Here is a 16658-nt window from a genome sequence, read left to right as displayed (position 1 = left end):
CTTAAAATGTTCTTAAATGAACTATATTCTGATGTAAATGGCAGATTTCAATTCTGGAACTCACGTCATAATCTTTAATTCTGTCCTAGATATTCAATTATTCCACAGTATATGCTGTACGCAGTCTTCTGCTGGTATTCATCATTGTTAAGCTTATACGCTTCTTCCCTGTTAGACAGAAATCCACACTCGACAATAACCGTTGGCACCTGCGTATTGCGCAGCATATAGTAAGCAGAATCGGGTTTTTCAACTCTTTTATTAGTATTATCAAGCTCTTTAATCATATTCTTCTGAATAATTCCAGCAAGCTTCTTTCCCTCCTCAGACTGCTTGTAATAAAATACCTGTGCACCCTTAGAGGCTTCTCCTACATAACTGTTCTGGTGTATGCTTACTGCAATATCTGCTTTACTTCCATTAATAATACTACATCGTTTCTTCATATCAGCTGCTTTCTTATTACTGTCACTTTCCTGATACAATCCGTTATCGTCTGCCCTAGTCATTATAACAGTAATTCCCGACTGTTCAAGTAATATTTTCAATTTTGAAGCAATTGCCAGATTGACATCTTTTTCAAGTATGCCATCAGCACTTATCTTTCCAGGGTCAATACCGCCGTGTCCGCTGTCTATGGCAACCGTCTTTGCCTCATAATCAATATTTTCCTGTGCTCCGCCGGAGTATTCACCGCTTATATATCCTTTGTCTGAATTTTCAGAACCTGTGCCACATTGCTCTAATGCTAAAGCTGCGGCTATAACAACAATAATCTCAACTGCTACCAGTACTATTTTTAATTCAGGACGCATAACTATCACACAACTACACATTTATTAAAATGTATGCACCTTGTGCCACCGCAATTCCTTTAATCTATTTAATACTATTCATTAATTGTAAGTACTTAAAGCATTTCCGACATACTAATATTTATAATTAATCATTAATATACTGGTTAATTACATTCCACACAGAAGCTTTCTCTAGTCCTAGCTTCCATACCGCAATTCCTGCCGTATTGTTATCAACTACAACCTTAAGTTTCTCCTCGATTGATTTGTCTTCCTCAAACCATATCTTCCTGGTTACTCCATTTTTATCATATGAGCATACATACTGTCCTGCATCATCATTCCATATGGCTGTCTGTCCGTCTTTGTTAAGCTCATCAATAGCCGCCTGCATACCAACTGCACTGCTTGTTGTCGAAGTCTGTGATACGCTCCATATTCTTGTAAAGAAAGGTATACCCACAACAACCTTATCAGCCGGTACTAATGCTGTCATATCTTCAACTGCTTCCTTAACAAATGGAAGTGAAGCAACTGAACCGGCCTCAGAACCTGCATAATGCTCATCATATGCCATAACAATTGCATAATCCACATAATCTGACTGCTCCTTAAGATTATAACAGCTGTTATATGCCTCCGGCTTGTAATTATCTGTTGACAATATAATATTATTCTTATGGCACTCAACCGACAACTCTCTTACAAATTGCAGGAAATCCTTAGCATAATCACTCTTAACATTTTCCAAATCAAGATTAATTCCGTCATATCCATATGCCCTCGCATCTTTAATAAGCGTATCAATCATTGTCTTTCTTGCTGTCCTGCTTGAATATAACGCCTTAAAATCTACTGACTTATTAAAATCGTCCACTAAAGGCCACACCTGTAACCCTCTGTTGTGCATAGCATTAACCCACGAAGCCGATGAGTAATTACTCATACTGCCATTTTCTGATGTAATGCTGTACCAGGTTGGGGCGATAACATTTATATTAGACAGACCTATAAGCTGTGAATAGTTATCATTGCCAGCCATACCAGCAACCTGGAACCAGCCAAGCTTAACCTTCTGGCTTATTGACAGACCTGCATATTGTGACTCATATGTATTATCTGGAACTTCTGTATACACTTCGCTTACATCACTGCTCTTTACATAACCCGTGTACCCTGTCGCACTTATTACCTTTATCCAGTCGTCATAGCTTTCTACATAATATACGCTGTCACCTTTATTAATCTGCTCTAAAATGTCACTTTTGATGCCGCCTCTGTATCGTATATACATATCATTCTTAGCTGTAACCCTGCTGACCTCTCCGTTAATCATATTAACAGACAATCTTGAAGGCTTGCTTCCATATGCATATGTGCAGTTCGTATAATCTGCCACATACTGAAATGCTATATACATTGTGCCATCTATCTCACACGCTATCTTATATTCACTATCATATGTATTACCATCGCTGTCCTTATACCCTGTGCTGTCAGGCTCGTATATATATGTCCTGCTGTCATCTGTATACAAAACAGCGTTACTTTCTTTGTCATAATAGAATCTTACATTTATATAATCAGACACAAAATCCACCGGTAGATACAACACATCATCTCTCATAACTCCGATATCACTGTAACTTTTATTATCAATTATAACGAATGTCTTATCGGTATTACTATCAACCTCAAAATATTTATAACCGTCCATCCATTCCTTAGATGGAGCGTATCTTTTTACTAAAAATGTACCTGCTGCCAGTGCGGCAAGAACAACCACTGCCACAACTGCTATCAGTCCGGTTCTATATCTGTGTTTCCTTCTGCTTCTCATTCTTATCTCCATTCCTGTCTATACTGTTATTTATTACGCTCACGCTCTGACACTAAATAATTGACTTTATTGTATTTCTTCATTAAGTATACGAAGTGCCCGATCTGACATTAAATATATGCCTTTATTGCATTAACAATAATATTTATTATTCTGACTATATACAGTATCTTTGCAGAAGTATTGTATCATTTAATACTGGCAGGGTCAAAATGTATTTAACCCCGCCTTGTATATTGTATGGCGAAGGGACGCCTTTAACTTATATTAATGTATTTTTCTGTTATATTTATTAACATATTTTTCATTAATACATTTTTCTGAATATATCTTTAATTAATCTATTATAAATAATATTGATATACTCATTTTATTAAATTGTCCGTGATATTATTTTTGTGATATTATCTTATTTCCCCATTATAACCTTTATAAGAAGGTACTAACAGTTTCATAAACCAGTGAAGATTTTCTCCACTTATCATAAAAGGATTGCGCTCTATCGGTGTTAATTCCACCTTCACTCCATAATCCTGCAATAACTGCTCATTCTCTTTTGTGCCATTGGTCAATGTATACATAGTTAATCCCTTTATATGAAGAAATCTGCCCATTCTCTCAATCTTTTTAATACACTCCTTGAATTTCCACGGAAGCATTGACCCTATAAGCATTTTCTTGTCACACCCTGCCAGTGTAGCAGTCATTCTTGCAAATGTATCCTTGGCATCACCAAAATCTATATCTATTATTACTATATCATAATTATCTTTTAATATATTAAAACTATTGTCATTCAGAACCCCGTAAAAGTCTATCCCATTAATACTGTAGGCATGTCTTGATACCATCTTCTTACAACGTACTGTTCTTCCTGCACACATCTGCTCTTTCATAAGCACATATGTCTTAATGTCACCTGCAACAGCCGTCTTTCTCTTTAATACACTTGTAAAAAACACTGCCAGCATAATAGTCACATAAGTTGCACCTGCACTGTCACAAAGCCCTGCTACTCCTATAGTCCTTACATTATCAGATATTCTCACATTTTTATACTGATTTAGTAATTCCCTGCTCTTTCTTTTCTGCTTCAATCCCTTTATATGTTTTAATTCTTTTATTTGTCTTAATCTTTTGCATGATAACCCATATTTTTTCATATAATATTTTATATAACTCCTTTTTTTGTCCTGCATCTATGTTCTCCCATAAAGCAGTAAGATTATCCTGCATAAAATCCTTCATAATTAAAGTCCACGCAGCGTTATTCTCGTACCACTCATATATACACGGCACTCTATAACAGCTTTTCTTATCTGCTATAGTATTAGAATACCCATAAAACTGCACTTCATTAACAAGATTAACAAATATTATGCTGTTATGGCATATTTTATCAGTTTCATCTATGAGGCTGCTCTCACTTCTGACATCATATTTTCCGCCAACAACACATATATTTATTATTTTTGAATTATTATCATTCATTATTGCCTCATAGCCATAACTATCTATCATTACTCTTTCGTTACAACTATCCATATGAATATTTTTTAATTCATTATCACAATCCTTAAATAATGAATTAACTCCACTGTCAATAATTACAATGTCAAAATTATCCTGTATATCATAATTAACACCCTGCGTTTCATCTCTGCCATATGACGGCATCAGCCATATTCCCCTGCAGATAAGAAGGCCTTCTGATGTAGAACATATACTATTATCTGCCAATGCCGTCTGTAATATATCCGTTCTTCCCGAACCTTCTATTACCAGACATTTCAAGCCATAATCACCGAGGCAGTGTGCCATACTAAGCACAGTATGGGTAACTCCAATTCCTCTCCTGCTACCTGATACTTTAATTATATAAGAGTAATTCTTAATTCCATAAATGCTGTTTATTTTGTAATTTTCTAATACACTGCCTGACACATATGTATTATTTAATGCTATACTGCTGGTTTTATTTATTGCATTTTTATTGATAAATTTTATTTTCTGAAAAAATGTAATATCAGACCTTGCAGTTTGTTCCAGTTCCCACCTTAACGCTTTAACATTTTTATAACGTCTGTATTGATTATGACGGGTACATTTATTAATTACCGGGTATAATTTATTATGGACTGTGCTATTGCTGTCAGCCATAAACTTAAGAACCATTCCAACACTGTAAATATCAGTCTGATAAGTAAGCTCCTTTCCGCCATACTGCTCAGGTGCAGCATAACCTGGACTTATCATACCAGCCTGCGTTAATCCAGCTTTGTGAATCGAACTCCCAAAATCTATAAGTTTAACATTATTATGCTCATCAATTATGATATTATCAGGTTTAATATCAAGATGAATTATTTCATTATCGCAGTTATGCAGATACTCCAATATGTCACATAATTTAACTGCTATATCACAAATCTCACTTGTCTTTATATTGTCTGTATCATTAATATATGACCTTAAAGATTTACCAGATATATATTCTTCAATAATGCAGATACTTATATCATCTTCTTCAATATCGTAAATTACTGGAATGTGGGAATGTTTAAGATTCTTAATTAGACGGGCTTCTCTTAAGATAGTGTCACTATCCATATCAGCCTTTCTGATAACCTTGGCAACTCGCAATGTATCAAGTGCGGTATGCCTTACTAAATATACATTAGAATGATTGGTCTTGGCCAATTGCTTTATTATCTCATACTTATCGCTAAATTCCTGTTATTCACCTCCGTTGACTTATAGAATTAAATTACTCTGATTAGTTTATATCATACTTTTAATATATTATCAATACAATTTTACAACTTCTTGTCGAAATTTTTAAAATTTAGAGATTTTTTATTTTATGAAACATCCAGACTCCTTTACATATCTATGAAAAATGAGTATTATATTTTCATAGATATAATTAACTATGCACTTCGCAAGAAAGGAGATTGTTATGAAGATTGAAAGAGTTAATGAGAATCAGATACGTTGTACACTCAATCAGGCTGATCTTGCTTCTAGACAATTAAAGATAAGCGAACTTGCGTATGGCAGTGAAAAAGCAAAAGAACTTTTCAGGGATATGATGCAGCAGGCTTCCTATGAGGTTGGTTTTGAGGCTGACGATATTCCGCTTATGATTGAAGCAATTCCTATTTCATCTGATTGTATTGTTCTTATTATAACAAAGGTCGAGAACCCTGAAGAATTAGATACACGCTTCTCTAAGTTCTCCCCTTTGGATGATGGTGAGTATGATTATGACGATGATTATTCAGATATAGAAACTATTGATGATAATTCCTATAATGATACTTCTGTTCCGCCTACCGCAGGTGATGAGCTTGATGCGGATACCAAGACCACATCAGAGGGTGGGATTATCGGTGATGACCTTATGAATTTATTCAGCAAGGTAAGAGATTACCTCAACAATTCCAAAGAGAATACAGTCAGCACTGGAAGCAGGCATACTGCTCCTGACACCACTGCTATCCCTGAGGAATTTGCCAACAGCGACAGAAGCAGTTCTGATAATAATACTGAACACAAAGCTCCCGCTGCACCTGTTCCTAAGACAAGAATATATTCTTTTGAATCTATGGACGATTTTATTGATGCTTCCAAGGTCATTAATCATATTTATAATGATCCAAGCTATCTTTACAAGAAGTCAGGCAGTGACAGATATTACCTTATTATGCAGAGATGCTGCTGCTCATCTGTAGATTTTAATAAGGTATGTAACATATTATCAGAATATGCCCTTAAAGAAACTTCAAACGAAGCTTTATTTGCTTTCTTTAAAGAGCACGGTGACTGCATTATAGCCAAGCACGCGATAAATGTTGCAGCTAACCTCTAATACAGCCGCTGGTGGAGTTAACATTACCATATGCACATTTTTGATTATCTGCATACAGCTTTATAATCCGGATAATTATACCAATATATACCAAAATAAAAAATACCCCATTGTAGTAACACCAGTCTCCAGTTATAAACTGATTGCAGATGTTACTACAATGGGATATCTTTTTAATATTAAGCAGCCTTTAGCTTTTTTAATATTAGCCTAATGACTGAAGGTAGCTCTGGATTTCTTCTACGAGCATATCGCTGTCAATACCGTGTACCATAGCAGCTTCTTCTAATGTCTCTCCTGCTGATGAAGGACATCCAACACAGTGCATACCTGCACCCATAAGAATTGGAATTACTCCTGCATCAATCTGTATAACTTCACCAATTGTTGTGTCCTTGGTAACTCTTGCCATACCTGTTTCCTCCATATATATTAATTCCTGTTATAATCAGGTTGTGTGGTCTATATTTCCGACACATACAACTACTATAATATTACCCAATAAAAATGTCAAGAATACCTGATTTGTGTTAATTTTTTTGTCTTGTATTTTTTCTTACTCTATCGTATAATATGGATACAATAAATCCAAGGAGGAATATTATTATGGCATATGTAATTAGTGATGATTGTATCAGTTGTGGTGCTTGTGCTGCTGGATGTCCAGTTGAAGCTATCAGCGAAGGTGCTGCTCATTATGAAATCAACGCAGATGTATGTGTAGATTGCGGTGCTTGTGCTGGTGTATGTCCAGTTGGTGCTCCAAACCCACAGTAGTTTGAAGATACATAACTAACAACAGCAGGTGTGAATTATCACACCTGCTGTTTTATTTTAACCATTAACTTTTAATCATTAATTCCTAAACAGTTATATTAACCGCGTTTTTCCTAATCGATACACTTTATCATTATCAATTCTATGAACCCATATTCTTTGCAAGGTCTGCAAATCTTGTCTGTTCTGGTATCCAAGCCATCTTAACAGTTCCTATAGGACCATTTCTTTGCTTAGCTATGATAATCTCTGCAATACCTTTAAGTTCTGTGTCCTTATTATAATAATCATCTCTATAAAGAAACATAACTACATCGGCATCCTGCTCTATCGCACCTGACTCTCGCAGGTCCGATAACATAGGTCTGTGGTCTGGTCTTTGTTCTACCGCTCTTGAAAGCTGTGACAGTGTAACTACAGGTACATCAAGCTCTCTGGCAAGTGCCTTTAATGAACGGGATATATCTGATATTTCCTGCTGTCTTGACTCCGTCCTTCCATTACCACTCATCAACTGGAGGTAATCGATTATTATTAAGCCAAGATTATTTTCCATTTTGTACTTTCTGCACTTAGACCTTAACTCCGATATCGTGATACCCGGTGTATCATCAATAATAAGCTTGGACTTTGCTATTCCATCTGCACCTTCAATAAGCTTGCCCCAGTCATTAGAGTCAAGACGGCCTTTTCTAAGCTTGTCGGCATCTACTGATGACTCAAGCGAAAGCATACGGTTTACAAGCTGTACATTTGACATTTCCAGACTGAATACGGCTGTTGTTATGCCCTGTTTAATAGCAACATTTTCCGCCACATTAAGGACAAACGCAGTCTTACCCATAGATGGTCTTGCGGCAACAAGCACAAAATCTGATGGCTGTAATCCGGATAAATAGCTGTCCAGATCCTTAAAGCCTGTAGGAACACCAGTTACGACACCTCTGTTCTTAGCCGCTGTCGATATCTTATCAAGTGCTTCAAGAACAACCTTATCAATAGGAGTATAATCACTTGCACCTTTATTTCTTACAAGCTCGAATATACGCTTCTCTGTCTCTGCAAGTATATCCTCTGTGCTGTCTTTACCTGCATAACAGTCATTAGCTATCTTTTCATTAACTTTTATAATATTTCTTAAAATGGACTTGTCTTTAACTATCGTTGCATACTGTCTTATATTAGCAGAGGTTGGCACTGATGAAAGCAATTCCCTGACAAATTCAAGACTATACACCTCTGGAGGCACATCTTTTTCTTTAAGCTTCTCCTGTAAAGTAACAACATCTACAGGCTTGCCTTCATTATTCATCTCCACCATAGCCTGAAACATAATCCCGTACTGCTTATAATAGAAATCATCCTGCATAAGCATTTCGCCCGCAGTAATAATAGCCTGCCTGTCCCATATCATAGAACCTATTACCGATTGCTCAGCTTCAAGACTATTAGGCATAGTTCTGGTAATATTTAATTCTTCCATAGTTCCTCACTTATACAAATGTATTATTTCTCCACTACTTTAACAGTCAATTTAGCTGTTACATCTTTATGAAGCTTAAGTGCAATTATATGTGTACCTAAAGTCTTAATAGGCTCATCAAGCTTCATCTTCTTCTTATCAACTTCAAGTCCAAGCTGTTCCTTAACAGCTGCGGCTACTTCCTTAGTTGATATTGTTCCAAATGTTCTTCCACCCTCACCTGTCTTCATATATACTGTAACGGATTTATCTTCGATAGTTGCAGCAAGCTCTTTAGCCATCGCAAGCTCTTCTGCTGCCTCTTTTTCTTCTCTCTTCTTCTGAAGCTTAAGGTCATTAAGATTTTTAGGTGTAGCTTCTATACCAAGCTTCTTAGGTATAACATAATTTCTGGCATATCCATCATTTATCTTAACAATCTGTCCCTTTTTACCTAATGTTCTTACATCTTCTAATAAAATAACTTCCATAATTAACCTCTTTTCTGCACTTTACCTGTGCTTAAGCTTATACTAAATCTCGCCCTCAGCAAGCATATTGTCGAGAGTAAGTTTAATTGTATTAACTGCCTGCTGTATTGTACAATTCGTAAGCTGAGCACCGGCAATACTCATATGTCCGCCACCGCCAAGCTTTTCCATAACGAGCTGTACATTTACCTCGTCTATGGATCTTGCACTTATATATAATTTATCTTCATATTGTGTAATAACAAATGAAGCCTTTATTCCTGATATATCAAGAAGCTGGTTCGCAGCCTTTGCACCACCTATAGTCGGGCTTTCAAGACCTTCTCCGTCAAATACAGTAATAGCAAATGCAGACTTGTATACCTCTGATTTGCTTACTGCCGAAGCTATCGCCTTATATTCATTCATATCATTCCTAAGCATTTTCCTTACTCTTGTAACATCTGCACCGTGTCGTCTTAAGAATGCCGCGGCCTCAAATGTACGAGGACCTGACTTGCTGTTAAATCCATCTGTATCTATTGATATTCCCGCATATAGTGCATCTGCCTCAAATGCTTTAAGCTTAATTCCATCATCAACATACTGTATCATCTCTGTGACCATTTCACAGGCTGATGAAGCATATGGGTCTACATAAGAAAGCACCGCACCAGTAATTGTATCGCTTGAACGTCTGTGGTGGTCAAATACAATTATAGTCTTACATTTATCAAGAAGCTGCGGACACTCTGTTCTCTGTGGTCTGTTCACATCTACAACTATAACTACCGTTGATGCTGTAAGATAATTCTCTGCTTCCTCTTTCTTAATAAACATATCATCTGGATATTCTTCTTTATCTATAAAACGGTTCATAAATGGTCTGACACTGCTTGAAATCTCGCCAAATACAATATGAGCTTCCTTGCCGAACTTCTTGGCAATAATATATATACCAAGTGCAGAACCAAATGAATCTATATCTGGCAGATTATGTCCCATAATAAGCACATTGTCATTAGCCTCTAATATCTGTCTTAAAGCGTGGGCTTTTACACGTACCTTTACTCGTGTATTCTTCTCCATCTGCTGACTCTTTCCACCATAATAGTATATCTTCTCACCATCTTTGATAACTGCCTGGTCACCGCCACGTCCAAGTGCCAGATCCATAGCCGCCTTGGCAATATCATAATTTCTGGCATAATCAGCCGCACCAGTTCCTATGGCAATACTTAATGTAAGTGTCTTTTCATTACCGACTTTTACGCTCTTTATATCTTCCACAAGACTGAATTTATCTGCGAGAAGCTTCTCAAGGAACTTATATCTGAATACAACAAGATATTTATCTTTCTCCAGTTTTCTTATAATAGCCGCACCAGCTGAGAAATATTTATTAACTCTCTTATCTACAAGTCCGACAAATAAAGAACGACGCACATCATCTACACTTTCAAGTGCATCTTCATAATTATCTATATATACAAGCCCGACTACAAACCTTTCATCTCTTATCTTCTGTATGTACTGGTTAATATCCGTTTCATCAAACATATACATAGCTACAAGCGAAGAATTATAATCTTTGGCAAGAATATTAACACCTTGTGTGATTATATCAGCACTTATTCTCTTCATTTCAACACGGTAGTCCCTGTCATTAAATGCGACCCTGATTTCTTTGAAATCCTCAAAATTCCTGAATACATTGGCTGATAACTCAGGTATGATTGTAGAAATATTTTTATTAAGATCATTCTTTCTGTTAATACTTGCCTGCATAGAAGCATTCATCCATAAAATATTACCTTTATTATCCAAAAGGCAATAAGGTATGCTTAACTCATACAGCAGCTGTCTTTGTACCTGAGAATAATTGGAAGAAAATTCCACTATCTCCTTTATTATTCTTGGACGAAAATAGCATATCATCATCGCACAGACAAAGGCATATATAACTATAAATACTGCAACAATTGACGCTGCCACACTACTCACAAAACATAATAATATATCAAGTAATACAAGTAATATACCAAGACCTACAGGCCATAAAAATATAGAATTAAGCCTGCCAGATGGTTTGAATGACTTTGTTTGCTTATTATTCATATTAATTCCTCAATTCCTGCTTGCTTATATACAGCACACTACTATGCCCAAACGCATATGCAAATTATAACACAACTTCATCTGTCTTAAAAGCTATATTAAATAATTATCTATCCCAAAGCTCAATTACACAATTATCCTTATCTTCATTAAGATACATATTCTAAGCCTTACCTACAGGCAAAGTTAATAACCAAAATATATTTAAACATATCTGTATAATAAAATTAAAAAAGCTTTCACAAACATATACGTCTGTGAAAGCTCTTTAAACCGCAGATTATACTAACCTGCAATTATAATTATTCTACTGTGTAAGGTAAAAGTGCTACATGTCTAGCTCTCTTAACTGCAACTGTAAGTGCTCTCTGGTGCTTAGCACAGTTACCAGTAATTCTTCTAGGAAGAATCTTACCTCTTTCAGATACATACTTCTTTAATAAAGCAACATCCTTATAATCTAATGCCTTGTTTGCATCAGCACAAAATGCACATACTTTCTTTCTTCTGCGCATTGGTCTTCTTCTCATCTGACCCTCTGGTCTTTCAGCCTTCTTATCTGGCATATCAAGTTACCTCCTATCTTAATTGAAAGGTAAACCCTCGTCTTCAACGCCATCAGGAATATTCATAAATCCATCCCCAGCAGCAGCGCTTGGTTCTGGTCTTGATGGTGTATATGCTGCTGTCTCACCTGACGCAGCGGATTTACTTTCAGCAAATTCCTGTTCTTCAACAACAACATCAGTAGTGTAGACTCTCTGTCCATCCTTATTAGTATAACTACCTGTCTGGATACGTCCTGTAACAACAATCTTAGTTCCCTGATGAAGATACTTTTCAGCAAATTCTCCAGATCTACCGAAAGCAACACAACTGATAAAATCAGCTGACTGCTCATCATTATTGTTTCTTGCACGTCTTCTGTCTACTGCTAATGTATATCTTGCTACTGCCATAGAGCCATCTGCATTCTGCGAATAGCGTACATCTGGTTCTCTTGTCAGTCTACCCATTAATATAACTTTGTTCATACTTATTCTCCTCTTCTATAAAGAGTTGTAAGCCTAAACGTCAATCAATTATTCTCCATCTTTAACGATTAAGAATCTAATAACGTTCTCCATAATACGAATTCTTGACTCAACTTCTGCTGGTGTAGCTGCATCAGCTTCAAACTTAATGAAGTTGTAGTATCCTTCGCTCATATGCTGGATTTCGTATGCAAGCTTCTTCTTCTCGCAAGTACCTGGATCAGTAATTGTACCGCCAAAACGAGTGATTAATTCCTTAACCTGCTCTACTGTAGCGTTTCTTACTTCATCCTCGACGTTTGCGCTAACAACTAATGCTAATTCATACTTATTCATTCTACGTCGCACCTCCTTCTGGTCTTTAGGTCCCTTTTATTAAAATATAAAAAGAACAAGGATTAATAATATCACGAGGATTGATTATAGCACATAATTATAACTCTTACAAGTCATTATTGACTGATTTTTGTATTTTTTTTGTATTTTTTTCAACAAGCGAACGCTTTAAAATTATCTCGTGCATACAGCCACAGCATTTTAACTTAATATCCGCACCCACTTTAATAACTTCCCACTCGTCACTGCCACAAGGGTGTTTCTTCTTCATTTTAATAATATCGCCACATTCTAATTTAATCATAGACCTATTCTCTTATAATAACTCCTAATACATTACACTCCTTATCTTCTAACTGTATAACTCTGTTATTAAGCTCGTCCTCATCGTAAGTTTCCTTTTCAGCTATTATTGCCGCATATCCACAAAATGCAGCAAGTGTTCCATCCTCATCTGAGTCCACCACAATATAATCATATTCTTTAGAATACTTATCTATAAGTGACTTAAATATCATTATCTCATCATCTGTCACAACACCATCTTCATTGATACCTGTAAATATAAGGCTCAAATTCTTGTGATTAGTTACACAGACTATTTCTTCATTCTTCTCAGGTCTTTTAATATAATCAAGCACACCCTTCGCACTCTTGCCAAGCTTATACTTTCCAAGAAATACATCTGTCCTTATATCTCCGTCCACAAAAAGCACTTTATTGCCTTTTTCCATAATATTATAGGCTATTTTAAATGTATCCACCTTACCGCCAAGCACTGCAAATGCTTTGTGATTTCCAAGTCCCTCTATAATATTATCTGTTATTTCTAAAAGACTTTCTGCTTGTGTTTCTGATGTTTTAACTAATTTGTCAACATTTACACTATACATACGACTTCACCCTTTTAACTACTTTCTTATTGTACCTAAAATTCTGAACTTTCTGCTTTCAGAATTAACCTCTTCGCTATCATTTATATCTGTATTATTGTTCAAATCTGTATTATTGCCTGCATTATTAAGCTGAGCCTTGTCAACTTCTGCTCCAACGGCTGAAACCACTGGTTCACTTACAACATTAGCTTTCTGGCTGGCTGCATCAGACTCTTGTGCTGACTGGTCTGCCTCATTGACTGGCTCTGCAGCTTTAACTTCCTGTACTGGCTTTTCAACTTCTACAGCACTAGCTAAGGTCTCCGTTCTGGCTGGTACTTCTGCACTAGAGGATTGTTCTGCATCGACTGGTGCTTCTACACTAACAGACTGTACTGTGCTGACTGGTGCTTCTACACTAGCAGACTGTACTGTGCTGTCCGGTGCTTCTACGCTAGCAGACTGTGCTGTGCTGACTGGTGCTTCTACGCTAGCAGACTGTACTGTACTGGCTGATGCTGGCTTTACGTTCTTGTTGGCATTATCCAGCTGTGTGCCTGCATTATCCTCACTTATAGTAGCTGCCACTTCCGCCTGTGCCTCATAATCGGCTTCGTCCTCTGCTTCTTCTATTGTATCTGTATCTTTTAATATATCTTCGTCCTGAGCAGCCTCGCGAAGAATATCCTCATCCAAATCTTCTTCATCATCAGCTTCATAGACTTGCTTTTCATCCTCTATATTAATAAGGATATCTTCATCTTTATTCTTCTTATTAGAATGTTTCAAAACCTTTTCTTTCTTATCTTTAGATGTTTCAATTAAGTCTGGCTTGTGGTCAATATACTCCACATTACCAAATCTTCTCTCGTATTCAAATTCGTGGTTAAAATCTTCATCCTTTGACTTAAATGCACTTATGCAAAGGCATACAATTATCTCTATAAAAAGACATACTGCACTTGCAATGGCTGTAATTATAATTGTATTTCTGTATAAATCCGGCTTAAATGCTACACCTGTAGATGTACCCTCTGATAATATCTGAATTGACTTAACCGGTATTATAGATGTTGTCTTAACTGCTGTTGTAGCTACCGCATCAACATATTTCTTTGCTGTATTCTGGTCTGGATTAACGCATTTAATCTCTACTATATTACTGTTAGCAGGAGATGAAACTGTTAAATACTGTGCTATATCCTCTGATGTTCCTGCCACTCTCTGTGCCGCAGATATTACCACACTGCTCTTGAAAATAATAGTAAAATCTTCCTTCAACCCACCATTATTGGCTCTTATTGAAGCCTCATTTTCTTCTCCAGGCACAACATATAACTGTGTTGTCGATTCATACATTGGATATATCATCTTGTTCTCGTACATATATCCGCTTACTCCACTAAGAATTGCTACTAATATTAATATTAGCACACACCTTGAAAATCTCTTCATGTCCTTCTCCTTCTTAACATATTATCTTAATTTCCACTACTGCTGTGGATAATAGTACCATCTTATAGCTGTTATTACGCCATTGTTATCTATATCAAATGCTATCTGTGCAAAATCATCATCTACTGATGCAGTTCCATTTTTATAGTCAGGTGCAAAATATGTAAATTCTATTATATAATTATCTGCTGTTTCATCACTGTCATAACCATTAAAATTAATTAATCCATAAGCAATTGCATCTTTAGTATTAACCTTGTCAAGCTCATCTAGTGTAAAGCTTCCATATAGATATTTACCCAGCACTGCTGTGCTGTCATCTGATGTATAATAATTATTCTTATAGTCTTGATCCCTGTAATATACGCTTAATATTGAGTCAACCGACATACCGACCTTAAGTCCTCTTGAAAATACATCCTTATCGCTTACTGATGCCGCCGCTGTCAGCTTATATGTACCATTTTCATTCTTTCCAGCCGTTCTTCCGTCATCTGTGAACTTTACAAATATAAGCGTTAAATCATTGTAAGAACATACCTTTTCTAAATATTCCGCTTCAGCATTAGTGTCCTTCTCTGTAGACTCATATTCTGATACCGGTGTGCCATATATATTCTTAACTGCCGCTTCTGTCATCATATATTTAAGCGAATTAATTGTTAAATCTGTATATTGGAACTTGGAAGCCTTGCTTTCTTCCACTGTAGCATATTCCTTATAACTTGTTATATCTTCATTATTATCTGTTATAACTGCTTCTGTTCTGTTACCACAGGCTGTCGTCCCTGCCATTATTGATATAATAGCGGCAATTCCTGTAATCTTTCTTATAGTACCGTTCTTTGTGAATTTAATTCTTGTAAACTTACCCACAGTATTCTTAGTGAACTGCTTAAAAATGTTAGTTGTATTCATTATTCACCATTACCTCTGACTTATTTATAAAACCTATTTAATATATTATAACATATCAAAAATCTTTGTAAAATAATATATCTCAAATATCTTTCTCAAATATCTTTCAAAATAAATAATACATCACATTGCAAAAAGAATGTGCAACGCACATCCTAGCACAGAGTGCGGTCACCAGTGACTAACTACATCTTTGCACGAGCGTACATCAGTATAATAGGGAATTCTATCTGAATTTTCTATTACACAAAAAAACCATCTCACATAATTGTGAGATGGTTAAAGAGGCGACAACCAGATTCGAACTGGTGATCAGGGTGTTGCAGACCCACGCCTTACCACTTGGCTATGTCGCCATAACATATTATATTCATAGTAAGAACAAAAAATGACTCCAAGGGGATTTGAACCCCTGATACCACCGTGAAAGGGTGGTGTCTTAACCGCTTGACCATGGAGCCTTAATACTGAACTAGAAGGACAACATGCCCAACTTGCTTAACTATCATAATTATTCTTACAGCTCCCCGAGTAGGGCTCGAACCTACAACAACTCGGTTAACAGCCGAGTGCTCTACCATTGAGCTATCGAGGATTACACCTGAGTTCCTTAACTCATTATTTAAAGGATTGCTCCTTCAAAACTGCACATTAAATATATCTTATACATCCGTATCCTGTCAAGTACTTTCGTACTTTCCTTAA

17 protein-coding genes and 3 tRNA genes are annotated in these 16658 nt (G+C 36.2%); 2 read left to right on the top strand and 18 right to left on the bottom strand.

All coding sequences use genetic code 11. The annotated features are described in order from the left end of the window. Positions 1-74 precede the first annotated feature (74 nt). The 4 genes from cwlD to WMO14_RS04330 all read right to left on the bottom strand — a co-directional run bounded on the left by cwlD (position 75) and on the right by WMO14_RS04330 (position 5346). Positions 75-815: an N-acetylmuramoyl-L-alanine amidase CwlD gene (gene cwlD / locus WMO14_RS04345; protein WP_082421489.1), complete on the bottom strand. Its 741-nt coding sequence runs from the start codon at positions 813-815 to the stop codon at positions 75-77. A 127-nt stretch (positions 816-942) separates the two neighbouring features. After that, positions 943-2637, bottom strand: coding sequence for a glycosyl hydrolase family 18 protein (locus tag WMO14_RS04340; RefSeq protein ID WP_349153329.1), 1695 nt, complete (start codon positions 2635-2637; stop codon positions 943-945). Positions 2638-3041: 404 nt separating this feature from the next. Next, positions 3042-3686 carry a hypothetical protein gene (locus WMO14_RS04335; RefSeq protein ID WP_055173806.1) on the bottom strand — a complete coding sequence of 215 codons (645 nt, stop codon included), beginning with the start codon at positions 3684-3686 and terminating at the stop codon, positions 3042-3044. A gap of 4 nt (positions 3687-3690) precedes the next feature. Next, positions 3691-5346: a serine/threonine-protein kinase gene (locus WMO14_RS04330; RefSeq protein WP_349153457.1), complete on the bottom strand. Its 1656-nt coding sequence runs from the start codon at positions 5344-5346 to the stop codon at positions 3691-3693. Between the two features lie 250 nt (positions 5347-5596). Between WMO14_RS04330 and WMO14_RS04325 the strand changes: the two genes are divergently transcribed. After that, entirely contained in the window at positions 5597-6508 is a 912-nt protein-coding gene (locus WMO14_RS04325) for an adaptor protein MecA (RefSeq protein ID WP_022501463.1), read from the top strand. A gap of 205 nt (positions 6509-6713) precedes the next feature. Here WMO14_RS04325 and WMO14_RS04320 read toward each other — a convergent pair whose 3' ends face one another. Continuing rightward, positions 6714-6920: a DUF1858 domain-containing protein gene (locus tag WMO14_RS04320; protein WP_022205867.1), complete on the bottom strand. Its 207-nt coding sequence runs from the start codon at positions 6918-6920 to the stop codon at positions 6714-6716. Between the two features lie 194 nt (positions 6921-7114). On the opposite strand from WMO14_RS04320, the gene fdxA reads away from it, so the two are divergent. Further along, positions 7115-7285 carry a 4Fe-4S ferredoxin gene (gene fdxA, locus WMO14_RS04315; protein ID WP_022501464.1) on the top strand — a complete coding sequence of 57 codons (171 nt, stop codon included), beginning with the start codon at positions 7115-7117 and terminating at the stop codon, positions 7283-7285. Positions 7286-7427: 142 nt separating this feature from the next. Here the strand turns inward: fdxA and dnaB are convergent, their stop codons facing one another. The 13 genes from dnaB to WMO14_RS04250 all read right to left on the bottom strand — a co-directional run bounded on the left by dnaB (position 7428) and on the right by WMO14_RS04250 (position 16548). After that, positions 7428-8768 (bottom strand): replicative DNA helicase, encoded by a 1341-nt coding sequence (gene dnaB / locus WMO14_RS04310; RefSeq protein WP_022501465.1) that lies wholly within the window; start codon positions 8766-8768, stop codon positions 7428-7430. Between the two features lie 23 nt (positions 8769-8791). Next, entirely contained in the window at positions 8792-9238 is a 447-nt protein-coding gene (rplI, locus tag WMO14_RS04305; RefSeq protein WP_022501466.1) for a 50S ribosomal protein L9, read from the bottom strand. Positions 9239-9280: 42 nt separating this feature from the next. Further along, the gene (locus WMO14_RS04300; RefSeq protein ID WP_090140479.1) at positions 9281-11335 is read right to left on the bottom strand and encodes a DHH family phosphoesterase; all 2055 of its coding nucleotides are present in this window, start codon (positions 11333-11335) and stop codon (positions 9281-9283) included. A gap of 302 nt (positions 11336-11637) precedes the next feature. Next, entirely contained in the window at positions 11638-11901 is a 264-nt protein-coding gene (gene rpsR, locus WMO14_RS04295; RefSeq protein ID WP_022205046.1) for a 30S ribosomal protein S18, read from the bottom strand. 18 nt (positions 11902-11919) lie between these two features. Continuing rightward, positions 11920-12369, bottom strand: coding sequence for a single-stranded DNA-binding protein (locus WMO14_RS04290; protein WP_055307073.1), 450 nt, complete (start codon positions 12367-12369; stop codon positions 11920-11922). A gap of 48 nt (positions 12370-12417) precedes the next feature. Next, on the bottom strand, positions 12418-12705 hold the full coding sequence (gene rpsF, locus WMO14_RS04285) for a 30S ribosomal protein S6 (RefSeq protein ID WP_022501469.1): 288 nt from the start codon (positions 12703-12705) through the stop codon (positions 12418-12420). Positions 12706-12811: 106 nt separating this feature from the next. Continuing rightward, positions 12812-13009, bottom strand: a complete 198-nt coding sequence (locus WMO14_RS04280; RefSeq protein WP_022501470.1) for a DUF951 domain-containing protein — start codon at positions 13007-13009, stop codon at positions 12812-12814. 4 nt (positions 13010-13013) lie between these two features. Next, positions 13014-13598, bottom strand: a complete 585-nt coding sequence (locus tag WMO14_RS04275; RefSeq protein WP_022501471.1) for an AAA family ATPase — start codon at positions 13596-13598, stop codon at positions 13014-13016. Between the two features lie 18 nt (positions 13599-13616). Further along, a complete protein-coding gene (locus WMO14_RS04270; protein WP_090140477.1) occupies positions 13617-15035 on the bottom strand; it encodes a YveK family protein in 1419 nt (472 codons plus the stop codon). Positions 15036-15071: 36 nt separating this feature from the next. Further along, positions 15072-15953 carry a hypothetical protein gene (locus WMO14_RS04265; RefSeq protein ID WP_055307071.1) on the bottom strand — a complete coding sequence of 294 codons (882 nt, stop codon included), beginning with the start codon at positions 15951-15953 and terminating at the stop codon, positions 15072-15074. 285 nt (positions 15954-16238) lie between these two features. Next, positions 16239-16309: transfer RNA gene (locus WMO14_RS04260), tRNA-Cys, on the bottom strand. A gap of 33 nt (positions 16310-16342) precedes the next feature. Next, positions 16343-16414 (bottom strand) — tRNA-Glu (locus WMO14_RS04255). Between the two features lie 62 nt (positions 16415-16476). Continuing rightward, positions 16477-16548: transfer RNA gene (locus tag WMO14_RS04250), tRNA-Asn, on the bottom strand. Positions 16549-16658 lie beyond the last annotated feature (110 nt).

The organism is Lachnospira rogosae (ex Hitch et al. 2025) (genome assembly GCF_040096455.1).
Classification (GTDB): domain Bacteria; phylum Bacillota; class Clostridia; order Lachnospirales; family Lachnospiraceae; genus Lachnospira; species Lachnospira rogosae.
The sequence above is the reverse complement of the archived record's forward strand: the minus strand, read 5'-3'. Positions and strand labels throughout refer to the sequence as shown.